Consider the following 11327-nt stretch of genomic DNA (forward strand, 5'->3'; position numbering starts at 1 on the left):
CGCTTGCGCGGCGGTTCGTTCGGCTTTGGCATCACCTTCGCCCGAGCAGGAAGTCCATTACAAAACCCTGCCTTGGGATTATAGATTCCGAATGCCCTTGCAGTCGTTTATCCTTTTCGATCCGACCGACCGGTCCACTTGACGAGCAGCATGCAGTCGACGAGATCGTCCCGAGAGTCGTTATGGACACCTACGTATCCGATGCGAAGCTGAACAATAGTCCGGCCGATCAAACGTTCACACCCAACAAGGTGCCGATCAGGGCTGTTATGGCCATGGCAAACGCTCCCCAGCACACGACACGAAGCACCGCTTTGCTGATCGGCGCACCGCCCACTTTTGCTCCAACGGCACCGAGCGCGGCCAGCGAAAGCATGGCGACCGCGACAACCGCGACGATGACGGATGAAGGGGGCGCCAGTATCGTCGTCAGGATAGGGAGCGCTGCCGCTGCGCTGAAGGTGGCGCCGGATGCAAGGGCAGCTTGAAAGGGCTTCGCGCGTCGCGCCTCGATAATCCCGACCTCATCGCGCAGGTGCGCGCCGAGCGGATCTTGCTCCATCAACTCGCGCGCGACCGTCCTCGCCGTCGTCTCGCTCAATCCGCGATCGCGATAGATCTGTGCGAGTTCATCGCGTTCTTCCATTGGCATGTCTGAAAGGGCACGCTTTTCGCGCGCGATGTCTGCGAGCTCGGAGTCTCGCTGCGATGATACCGAGATATACTCCCCGGCCGCCATGGACATGGCACCAGCGGTTAAGCCGGCAACGCCCGATAAGACGACCACGCTCTGATCAGAGCCCGCCGACGCGACACCGATAATCAGCGACGATACAGAGATGATCCCGTCATTGCCGCCTAGCACGGCCGCTCGGAGCCATCCGCCGCGATGGACATAGTGGGGATCGTCGGGATGGGCGCTTGGGTTTGCCAGTGTGGTGTAACTCGCTTGATTGCGTATTCGACATGGCTTCTCGCGCCGGATTACGTACCTGGTCCAAGGTGCGCCGCGTGGTGCCACGTCTGAGATACTGAAGCGAGTTCGTCAAGAAAAGCAATCCGCTTGACATAAGGGCCTGACGCGATCTGCCCGAAGAGTTTGGCAAGTGGTCGAGCGTCCATCGCCAGTTTCGGCGCTGTACCCTGGCGAGGCTATGGAAGCTGGGGCTTGATGCCCTCAATGACAGCGGCACAGCGCCAGACAGCGTGCCGATGATCGACAGCATCTTGAGGCGTGCACATCACTTGGCAGCGGGCGCAAAAAGGGGAACCCAAAGACGGGCTTTTGGCCGTTCAAAAGGTGGCGCTTCGACATGCTGAGGAGAGCTTCGCGTCCAAGATCCAACTTATTACCAACGCTCGCGTCCCCTCGCCACGCTCTATGACAAGACATCAGCAAGCTGTCTCGGCTGCATACACATCGCCCCTGTACGTTTCTGGACCAATCGGTTTGTCAGCGGGGCCTGGACCAAATGCAGGTGTGGGCTACGTATCTACCTCAATGTATCTCAGACGTTGACAATTGTGACTCATTTGGCAAATTTGTCCGGACAAATGCCGCCAAACCATCTCTTGGGGATCCGAAAATGGCTTCTGACCTGCCACCTCCTTACACCGCGCTTACGCTTCACGGTATGTCGCCGCGCACAACCCATGATGAAGCGGCGCGCTTCAACTTTCTGACTCATTTCAACCGTTATCTTTCGGGCGATATCGGTGCGGGCAATAAGCTTGCGTATGAAAAGCGTGTCTTGCCTGCGTTTCGCGCAGAGCATGGGCGCGACCCTGAGCATCGCTACGAAATCCGTGATGTGATGAACAAGGATGAGTGGCACCGGGTCTGGTCGGCCTTGAAGCGCAATTCGATGGAGATGCGCCAGCATTTCGGGCGACAGGTGGTGCTGCGTCAGCTCGATGAGCTCGACGCGCAGGCGCGCCAGTATAACGAGCACTCCGGGATGCTTGAGCTCGACAGCACCATTGAGCAGCCTTTCTATCAGACTGCGGTGGATATTCATTGTCAGCCCGGCGGCTACCATTCCGAAGAGCGGGACGGAGACGTCTCTGTCGGCGCGAATTACGATGTCGGCCTGTTTGCGACCGTGGGTGGCGCGCTCGGTGGGCTGAATGACGGCGGTGGTCAGGCGGTGGTCAACTGGGCGAAGACCGAGCGCCCTGATTGGCAGCCCAAGCGCATCCTCGATATCGGCTGCACGATTGGTCACAATGCGGTCCCGATTGCGCAGGCCTATCCCGACGCGGAAGTGATCGCGATCGACACCGCCGGGGCCTCGCTGCGATATGCTGCGGCCCGTGCGGCCTCCCTCGGCGTCACAAACATCAAATTCGTGCAAGCCTCTGGCGAAGACCTCTCGCGTTTTGAGGATGAGAGCTTTGACTGGGTGCAGACGACGATGTTCCTGCACGAACTTTCGGCGAGGGCGATGCCACGCATTTTGGCGGAAGCGAACCGGGTGCTGAAGCCGGGCGGGCTGATCCTGCATGTGGAACAGCCGCAATACACCGACGAAATGCCGCTGTTCGAACAGTTCATGCGGGACTGGGACGCGTTCAACAACAATGAGCCGTTCTGGTCGGCGATGCATGGCCAGGACTTGAAGCAGGTCATGGCGGATGCTGGTTTCGCTAAAGACAGCCAGTTTACCGCAGGAGTGCGTGCGGTAGTGGACCCGGACATCTTTCCGCCCTCTCCGGATGAGGGCGAAGAAGACTTTGGACGTGCCGCCATCTGGAACGCCTATGGCGCCTGGAAGGCCGAGCAGGCGGCGGTCGCAGCATGAACGGCGAGCCGTTGGATTGGATCGCCCTCTCCGGAAAGCGCGCCAAGGGCAAGCGCCCGGAATTCTTCGATGATCCTGCGTTAGATCGCCTGTATTCCACCGTGTTTGCAATGGCGGCCGAAATCTCGGCACTGCGAGAGAGGCAGGATACGGTTGAACGTCTGCTCGATGAAAACGGCACGCTGAGCCGCGCGGATATCGAGGCGTACGAGCCAACGCGCGAGGCGGCGGATGAACGGGGGCTCGCAACCCGCGCCTACATCGCGCGCATCATGCGCGGTTTCCAGCAGGAGGTCGAGGCTATGGAGGCGAAAGACCCGCCGATTATGGATGTGGTGACGCAACTATCCAGAGAATAGCATTGAGTTGAGGAGGTAACCGGCGGCGCGAAGGGATGGGGGTCCAGTTCGCGCCCACGCTGGCAAGATACAGGAACGGGATCATGGAATTTCTGATTTTGAATGAACTCAGCATTCTGCGCTGGGTTCACATCCTTGCGATGGTCTATTGGCTGGGCGGCGAGTGGGGCGTGTTTCAGACGAGCTACCACGTCACCAATCCGGCGCTCTCGCTGGAAGAGCGCAAACGGCATATGGAAACCGCCTACCGCATCGATATCCTTGCGCGCACCGGGATTGTTCTGCTCCTCCCGCTGGGCCTGCATATGGGCAAGATCTATGGCTTTGTCCCGCTTCTCGATGGGATGGGTGTGTGGTGGATGTGGCTGTTCTTCGCCGTGTGGCTGGCGATGACCTGGACCGCCTTCATCAAGCGTGAGACCGATATCGGGATCGCCGTGACCCGCGCAGAAGAGCTGCTGCGCTACCCATTGATCGTCGCCTTGTTCATCGTCTCCTTCATGGCGTTCAACGGCACCGGCCCGATCCAGTCGGGCGAGGGAAGCGACTGGTATCCCGCGAAAATGGCGCTCTATGCCTTTGCGCTGTGCATCGGCCTGTTCCTGCGGCTTGTGATGCGGCGCTGGACCTCGCGCTTCCGGATACTCGCCGCGGGTCCCGACGCCAAGCAGGAGGCCGCTCTGAAGTCCGAAATCGGACAGGCGCGTATCGCGGCTTACATCTATTGGGTGACCATCGCATCGGTGTGTTTCCTGGGCGCTGTCAAACCATTTTGAGGAGGAGCGGCCATGCCTGCTTACATGTTTGTCACCGCCGATATTCATGATCGCGAAGCCTTTATCTCGGGCTACGGCCCCGCTGCCGCTGCGCTGGTTGCGAAGTTCGGCGGAGAGTACTTGCTGCGCGGGCCGGGCGCGGAATTGCTGGAGGGCAGTTTTGGCGATGGGGCGAGCATGGCGATCTCCAAATGGCCTGACAAGGCCGCGGCCAAAGCGTTCTTCGACAGCCCGGAATACGCCGAAGTCAAGAAGCTGCGCGACGGGATCGCGGATGTGCAGATCACTCTGATCGAAGGGCCGGATATCACTCCAGTATCTGATTGAGCTCGATCAGGATCCCATCGGGATCGAAGAAGTTGCAGCCCATCACCCGGATATCCGCCCCGCCATCACGCCCCGGATAGACTTGCAGGCGCGGCTCGGCGGTGAAGGTCACGCCCGCCACCGACTTCGCGCCCTCGCAGCGCCCTTCCACATCATCGGTGTTGAGGATGATCACAACATCGCCCGGACCCATCCGGGTGGGATAGTCATCGGCAGGAATGGCGGGATCCACCCACTCCATCAGCCCGATCCAGCCCACCCAAGGATCATTGGCGTTGAGCAGCACCAGCCGCGCAGTCGCGCCGGGTTCGCCTGCGGGAAGGGCGACGCCCGATGTGGTGACGGTGGTGTCATAATTAACCTCCAGCCCGATCACATCGCGATAGAGCGCCAGACTCCTCTCAATGTCTCGCACGATGATGGTGGTGCGGCGCACATCGGTGGGCAGTCGGTCTTCGGGCGCTTCCACTCCTGCGGCTTTGGGCTGAGCCGCCGAGACGCTGCGCGGGGCATCATCATTGCCATCGTTATCGACCGCGATGACGCATCCGCTGAGCAATCCTGCCGCGAGTACCGGCCCAATCCACTTCATCTATGCTGCTCCCACTGCGCCACTGGCGATCAATTCCTCTGACTTTTCGGGTGTATAGCCAAGCGCTTCCAGAACGCCTCGCGCATCCCTACCGGGCACCGGCAATTCCTGCGGACTGCCGATCCGCTTCCCATCCATCTCGAGCGGGATCGTCGGCAGCCGAACAGCCGTGCCGTTATCGAGCGTCACGTCTTCGAGCCCACCCTGATTGAGATGCGGATCATCGAACATGTCCTGCGGCTTGCCAATCGGCGCGAAGGGCAGGCCGGTGCCATCGAGCTTCCCAATCACCTCACTCGCGGTCATTTTCCCGATGATGCTGCGGATCACGGGCAGGATTCGATCCCGTGCTTCGACGCGGGCATTGTTCTCCCGCAGGCTTTCGTCCGCCCACAATTCGTCGAGCGCAAACAGCGTGCAGAACTTCTCCCACAAAGCATCGGTGACCACGCCGATGAAGACCGGATCGTCCTGCGTTTCAAACACGTCATAGATCGCCCAGGCAGAGACGCGCGCAGGCATGGGCGCAGCGGGCGTGCCCGTGACGGCATATTGCGCCATGTGCTGGCCGACGAGGTAGATCGTGGTTTCAAACAGGCTTGCGGTCACCTTCTGCCCGCGCCCGGTGCGGTGACGTTGTTCGAGCGCGGCGAGGATACCGATTACACCGAACATGCCACCGGTCACATCGATCACGCTTGCCCCCGCACGCAAGGGCTTGCCGGGCGGGCCGGTCATATAGGCAAGGCCGCCCATCATCTGCGCGACTTCATCCAGGGCGGTGCGCTGTTCATAGGGGCCGGGCAGAAACCCTTTCTCCGAGCAATAGATAAGCCCCGGATTACCGCCTGAACAGCTTTCGTAATCGAGACCCAAGCGATCGAGTGCGCCGGGCCGGAAGTTCTCCACCAGTATATCGGCCTGTGCGATCAGATCTTTGGCGACAGCCAGCCCAGCGTCGGATTTTAGGTCGAGGCAGATGGATTGCTTGCCGCGATTGTACATCGGGAAATAGCCAGCGCCCGATCCTTTCAGCCGCCGCGTACGATCCCCGCTGATCGGTTCCACCCGCACGATCTCTGCGCCGAGACCAGCGAGGATATGCCCCACGGTCGGCCCCATTACCATGTGGGTGAATTCAACGACCTTCAGGCCAGCGAGCGGGGTGGGCGCCTCGCTCATGCCGCGATCCGCGCTTTATAGTCCAGCATCGGCCCGGCATCAGGCGTAAAGCCGTAGAGCGGCTCATCCGGCAACGCTTCGGCAAGGATGCGGCGCACTTTGAGCAAGGCCTCAAGGTCGATGCCGGTCTCATAGCCCATTGAATTAAGCATCAGGACGAGGTCTTCGGTCACCAGATTGCCGCTCGCTCCCGGAGCGAACGGACAACCGCCAAGCCCGCCCAGCGATGCGTCAAAGGTCGTGATCCCTTCCTCCAGCCCCGCGACCACATTGGCGAGGCCCAGCCCGCGCGTGTTGTGGAGGTGCAGGGTGGTCAGCATGTCATCGCCCACTGCGGCTTTGACTTTGCGCGTCAGGCGGCGGACCTGCGCGGGATCGGCATAGCCGGTCGTATCCGAGAGGCTGAATTCCTGCGCGCCCGCTTCGGCGGCCTGCTCGGCGAGACGGACCACCTGATCCTCGCTCACCGCGCCTTCTATCGTGCAGCCGAAGGCGGTTGAGAGCCCGACCGCGAAATGGATCGAGTGCTCTTTCGCGATGGCTGCTGCGGCGCGCATTTCCTCCAGCATGGCCGGGTGATCTCTGCGGACATTCTTGATCGAATGCGTCTCGCTCATGGAAAACGGGATGCTCATCGCATCAACGCCGGCATCGGCGGCGAGCTGCGCGCCTTTGGCGTTGGGTACCAGCGTCACGACGATGAGGCCATCAATGCCCTTGGCGAACTCGACCAGCGCGGCGGTGTCCGCCATCTGCGGCAGGAGCTTGGGCGGGACAAAGCTGCCCACTTCGATCTCTTGCACGCCCGCTGCCGCCTCCGCTGCGATCCACCGCTTCTTGGCCTCCAGCGGCATCACCGGCTTGATCGATTGCAAACCGTCGCGCGGGCCGACTTCGGATACGAGGATCCGCGTCATTGCTTACACACTGAAGCGGGGTTCTTACGAAGTAGGGGTGTCTGCATAAATCTTTGTTTCATTGCGACGTTCATGATCCAACCGAGTGTTTGTGTGTCACTTTTCATTTCGCAGTGTTAGTCTTGTGCTCGTCCATCTCATACCAAGCTCATGCTCCATCTGACCCTGCGTGGGAAAGCGACTTGCCATCTTGCTGGAGGTAAACCCAGGACCGCAACGCGCGGTCGGCGCTGGTCCAGCTGTCGATTTGAGCACTCTGCGTCAGCGTCAGATCAATCGCATCAAGCCCTTCGGCGAGCATTTGCTTCGCCTCCGCATCGATAGTGAAAAGGTGTACCATATCGCCGTGAGTGACGGTTTGGGCGGCCAGATCAATCGTCACCTCGTCTCCGGCGAGCGCATTGACGGCCTCGCGCGGCAGGGTGACGGGCAGGACAAAGTTGCGGATGCAATTGCCGTGGAAGATTGGCGCGAAGCTTTCCGCAATCACAGCGCGCACGCCGTATTCTGCCAGAGCCCAGACCGCGTGTTCGCGGCTCGACCCGCACCCAAAGTTCGCGCCACCAGCGATAATGCACGCCCCGCGATACTCGGTCTGGTTGAGCGCGAAATCTGGGTTTTCGGTGCGCGCGTCAGCATCGGTGTAGCGCCAAGGGGCGAACATCCCTTCGGCCAGACCGTTGCGCCCGGTGGAGCGCATCTCGCGGCTTGGAATGATCGTATCGGTGTCGACATTGTCGATCAGGATCGGCGCCGCGCGTCCGGTAAGCGGGGAGGGGAAGGCGGTCATCTCTGAATGCCCTTCCCGTTATGCTGAACTCGTTTCAGCATCCATGTTTTGTCTGGCCGCAGTTTGCGCAGATGAAGTGGCAATGTGGTCGCAAGATCATCGATAACCTGCGCAAAGATGCATGATGGATCCTGAAACACATTCAGTATGACGGATTGGTTCGAGCTCCGGCTCATGCTGCCACCTCTTTGGGCACACGCACATAGTCGCGCGGATCAGCGATCGCGCCGGCCAGAGCGCTCGCGGCGACGGTTTCCGGGGAGGCGATGTGGGTGCGGATGCCGGGGCCCTGACGGCCTTCGAAATTGCGATTGGTGCTGGAGACGGTGCGGCTGCCTTCAGGAAAGCCCTCTCCGCCAGCATAGAAGCATAGGCTGCACCCGCTCATGCGCCATTCAAACCCAGCAGCGGCGAAGATTGCGTCAAGCCCCTCCGCCTCGGCCTGCCGTTTCACATGCAAAGAGCCAGGCACCACCAAAGCCTTGCGGATTGAAGGCGCGATGCGCTTGTCTTTGAGGATACGCGCCGCGCGGCGCAGGTCGGAGATACGGCTGTTCGTACAACTTCCAAGAAATGCCGCGTCGATCGGGGTGCCTGCGAGTCTGCTGCCTGCACTCAGCCCTATATAATCATGCGCTCGCTGTGGGCCTTGCGGGATACGTCCATCGACCGCGATTGTGTGTTCCGGGCTGGTCCCCCAGCTGACCATGGGTGCGACGGTAGACGCATCGATTTCAATCTCGCGGTCGAACATGGCTTCGTTGTCTGAGCGCAAGCTTGCCCAATAGGGATCTTCGAACGCTGCGGGAGCGTAGGGTCGGCCTTTCAGGTATTCGAACGTCACCGCGTCAGGGGCGATCAGCCCGGTCATCGCGCTGAACTCGGTCACCATGTTGCACAGGGTCATGCGCGCTTCCATGTCGAGCGCGCGCACCGCTTCGCCAGCGAATTCGACAACATGGCCCGCACCGCCGCCTGCACCATAGCGCGCGATCAGAGTGAGGATCATGTCCTTGGCGCTGACACCTGCTTTGAGCGCGCCGGTGAACCGCACCCGCATTGTCCGGGGGCGCTCCATGCGCAGCGTTCCGGTGACCATCGCATGTTCGGCTTCAGACGATCCGATGCCCCAGGCCAGAGCTCCAAACGCGCCTTGCGTGCAGGTATGGCTGTCCGGCGCGACCAGCGTGAGGCCGGGCAGGACAATCCCTTGTTCGGGAGAGATGACATGGACAATGCCCTGATCGCGGTCATTGACGTCGAACAGGGTAATCCTCGCTGCTCTGCATGCCGCGCGGGTTTCGGTGATGAAGCCTTCGCCGCCCTTCATCAGCGTGCCATCGCCGCGCCCGGGGCGGGTGTCGACGATGTGGTCCATCACCGCGAATACACGGGAAGGATCACGGACCGTTCGCCCCATTTCGGCCATCCGCTTGAGCGCAGAGGCGCCGGTGCGCTCGTGCAGAAATACCCGGTCGACCGCGATCAGGGATGCACCGCCGGGCGTCTGCCCGACTTCGTGCGTATCCCAGATTTTTTCGAACAGGGTTTGGCTCATGATGCTGGCCCACCCCGGTTCGCCAGGTTCGGCTGCGCCTTACCAAACTGCACCGCCCCTCCCGCTCTCGGGAGGGGAGTGGAACTTGCTAACTGCAGCGAGGTGGGCGGTTTCTCCATAGTCTCTCTATTTAGACACTCGCGGCCATCTCCGCATCCACTGCGCGCCAGTCCTTCGTCACGAACGTCTCCTGGATTGCGGTGCGCGTTTCGAGCACGCCGTCGCGGATCCAGTGCCAGGTGCGGCAGCGGTTCTGGCCGTTGTCGGAGATCTGGATCTGCTCATACAGATAGAGCGAGGGATCCCCGGTGCGCTGCCAATAGAGCATCATCGTGCGATTATACTCGTCAAGCGGCACTTCGGCAGCCCAGCCCTGAATGAGGTCATTGTCCCACCAGATGCGCCCTTCGCGGTAGGTCGCGGGGAATTCGCGCACCTCGGTCTTCCCATCGGGCCAGGTGTAGTGATTGGTCTGATGATAGGGGATGTCGTTCTTTCCCGTCATCCGGCACAGCAAACGGCTCGCGTGCTCATCAATCTTCTCATTGGCTGCGTTGAAATAGCTGTATGTGCCATCCCACACGCCTTCATGGCGGGCGAGTAGCGGCATGCGTTCAGAGAATTCGGCGAAGGTTGTCATAAGGTGTCTTTCGTCATGTGTTCGAGAAATTCGTGATAGTGGCGCGCGGCGTAACCGGCGCGGATGCGGGCGCGGGCACGGGTGTGAAGGGCGGCGGGTTCCAGCTTGGTGGTATCGAGCGGAATGGCATTCGCGGCGCTGGCTTCGTACCACGGCTCAAAGAACGCCTGAGCCCGCGCGGCCTGCCAGGCACGCTGGAGGTACTGGCCAAAGCGGTCGGGTGTCATGTCGGGGTAGAGCCTTGCGGGGTCGCCCTCCGGCAATTTGGGGTATCGAATTTTTTGCGCGCCGAGTTTCGCCGCCGCTGCTGAGATGGATTCCTCGAACGCGTGCGCGCTCCCGCGCGGGCGGGAGCCTCCGGCGGGCAGGTCCCCGCCTTCGCGGGGGCTCACGATCGGGTCGGACTTGCCATGACCGGGCACATCAATCGTAATCTCGCCCGCTCCGGGCTCAGCCAACTCTTCAGCCGGACCATGCAACACAAGAGTGCCGCCCTTAGTGCCCTTCCAATGCACCAGTCCGTGGTCGAGCGGCAGCCAGCCTTCCTCGCTGTCTTCAGCAAGTAGCGGCGCAACCTCGCCAGCATCCTCTTGCAGGAACGCAAGGCTGACGTCCTGGTGCTCAGCCGGGGTCGAAACCTTCTGCGCGCGCCAGCCTGCAGGCATTTCGCCTAGCCGATCAATATGCGCTTGCAATGGATCGCCGTCATAGGCGCTGATTAGGCAGGGCGGCACTTCGCTTCCGATAGCAGGAATGTCGCGCGGCGCGCGCAGCACGGCGCCGTAGCCCACCTGATAGGCATTGCCGCTGTCGAGCATTTCGGACACTGCCTGAGCCACCTTAGGTACATCGGCGTGGGCCACGCTCAGCCGCGCCTCCTCGCGCGTGTCGAACCATGGGAAGACCCAGCTCTGCTCCAGCATGCGGTTCCACAGCCAGGTGAGGTGCTCACCATAGGGGGAGGGGTGCCATTCCGGCAGGTAGCGCTCTCCGAAGTTTTGCATTTCGTCCTCGGTCCAGATCGCATAGCCGCCAACCGCAAGACGTAGAAAACGCTGCGGATGACGCTTGAGCGCGGTGACAAGGATGATGCCGCCCGAATGAAAACCATAGGCGGCGCAGCGATCAACCCCCAGCGCATCAAGGAATGCGATCAGCGCATCGGCAAAGTCGTCGATCTCTGGCTTAACGTCAGGGAGCGGGTCGCTCTGCCCAAATCCCGGACTATCCGGCGCGATGCAGGTGAAATCCTCCCCCCAGCGCTGCAGCAGATCGGTGTATTCCGCGCTCGACCGCGGGCTCTGATGCACCATAAGCAGCACTGGACCTGTCCCACAGCGACGGTAATGCACACGCCTTGGCGGCTGGCCTGCTGCCGCATGAAT

Annotated in this window: 12 protein-coding genes and 1 pseudogene; 5 read left to right on the plus strand and 8 right to left on the minus strand. The window is 61.1% G+C overall.

The features are described from left to right. Positions 1 to 229: 229 nt before the first annotated feature. Complete coding sequence (locus QNI87_RS03610; RefSeq protein WP_300594077.1) at positions 230 to 865, minus strand: VIT family protein; 636 nt, start codon at positions 863 to 865, stop codon at positions 230 to 232. A gap of 215 nt (positions 866 to 1080) precedes the next feature. On the opposite strand from QNI87_RS03610, the pseudogene QNI87_RS03615 reads away from it, so the two are divergent. From QNI87_RS03615 to QNI87_RS03635, 5 genes and pseudogenes are all read left to right on the plus strand, one after another. Further along, positions 1081 to 1314: pseudogene (locus QNI87_RS03615) on the plus strand (IS5/IS1182 family transposase); the annotation flags it as partial. A gap of 272 nt (positions 1315 to 1586) precedes the next feature. Further along, positions 1587 to 2801 (plus strand): class I SAM-dependent methyltransferase, encoded by a 1215-nt coding sequence (locus QNI87_RS03620; protein ID WP_300594079.1) that lies wholly within the window; start codon positions 1587 to 1589, stop codon positions 2799 to 2801. Further along, the gene (locus QNI87_RS03625) at positions 2798 to 3160 is read left to right on the plus strand and encodes a hypothetical protein (protein WP_300594082.1); all 363 of its coding nucleotides are present in this window, start codon (positions 2798 to 2800) and stop codon (positions 3158 to 3160) included. The genes QNI87_RS03620 and QNI87_RS03625 overlap by 4 nt, the downstream gene beginning before the upstream one ends. A gap of 83 nt (positions 3161 to 3243) precedes the next feature. After that, positions 3244 to 3936, plus strand: coding sequence for a hypothetical protein (locus QNI87_RS03630; RefSeq protein ID WP_300594085.1), 693 nt, complete (start codon positions 3244 to 3246; stop codon positions 3934 to 3936). Positions 3937 to 3948: 12 nt separating this feature from the next. Then, positions 3949 to 4263, plus strand: coding sequence for a DUF1330 domain-containing protein (locus QNI87_RS03635; RefSeq protein WP_300594089.1), 315 nt, complete (start codon positions 3949 to 3951; stop codon positions 4261 to 4263). On the opposite strand, the gene QNI87_RS03640 is transcribed toward QNI87_RS03635, so the two are convergent. The 7 genes from QNI87_RS03640 to QNI87_RS03670 form a co-directional block, all read right to left on the minus strand. Beyond that, positions 4244 to 4855 carry a VOC family protein gene (locus tag QNI87_RS03640; protein WP_300594092.1) on the minus strand — a complete coding sequence of 204 codons (612 nt, stop codon included), beginning with the start codon at positions 4853 to 4855 and terminating at the stop codon, positions 4244 to 4246. The two genes, QNI87_RS03635 and QNI87_RS03640, sit on opposite strands and share 20 nt — an antisense overlap. Beyond that, positions 4856 to 6037 (minus strand): CaiB/BaiF CoA-transferase family protein, encoded by a 1182-nt coding sequence (locus QNI87_RS03645; protein ID WP_300594095.1) that lies wholly within the window; start codon positions 6035 to 6037, stop codon positions 4856 to 4858. After that, positions 6034 to 6954, minus strand: coding sequence for a hydroxymethylglutaryl-CoA lyase (locus QNI87_RS03650; protein WP_300594098.1), 921 nt, complete (start codon positions 6952 to 6954; stop codon positions 6034 to 6036). The genes QNI87_RS03645 and QNI87_RS03650 overlap by 4 nt, the downstream gene beginning before the upstream one ends. Positions 6955 to 7102: 148 nt before the next feature. Continuing rightward, positions 7103 to 7744, minus strand: a complete 642-nt coding sequence (leuD, locus tag QNI87_RS03655; protein WP_300594101.1) for a 3-isopropylmalate dehydratase small subunit — start codon at positions 7742 to 7744, stop codon at positions 7103 to 7105. A 172-nt stretch (positions 7745 to 7916) separates the two neighbouring features. Next, complete coding sequence (locus QNI87_RS03660; protein WP_300594104.1) at positions 7917 to 9302, minus strand: 3-isopropylmalate dehydratase large subunit; 1386 nt, start codon at positions 9300 to 9302, stop codon at positions 7917 to 7919. A 130-nt stretch (positions 9303 to 9432) separates the two neighbouring features. Beyond that, entirely contained in the window at positions 9433 to 9942 is a 510-nt protein-coding gene (locus QNI87_RS03665; RefSeq protein WP_300594107.1) for a DUF3598 domain-containing protein, read from the minus strand. After that, positions 9939 to 11255: an alpha/beta hydrolase gene (locus QNI87_RS03670; protein WP_300595300.1), complete on the minus strand. Its 1317-nt coding sequence runs from the start codon at positions 11253 to 11255 to the stop codon at positions 9939 to 9941. The genes QNI87_RS03665 and QNI87_RS03670 overlap by 4 nt, the downstream gene beginning before the upstream one ends. Positions 11256 to 11327 lie beyond the last annotated feature (72 nt).

Source organism: Erythrobacter sp. (genome assembly GCF_030066995.1).
Classification (GTDB): Bacteria; Pseudomonadota; Alphaproteobacteria; order Sphingomonadales; family Sphingomonadaceae; genus Erythrobacter.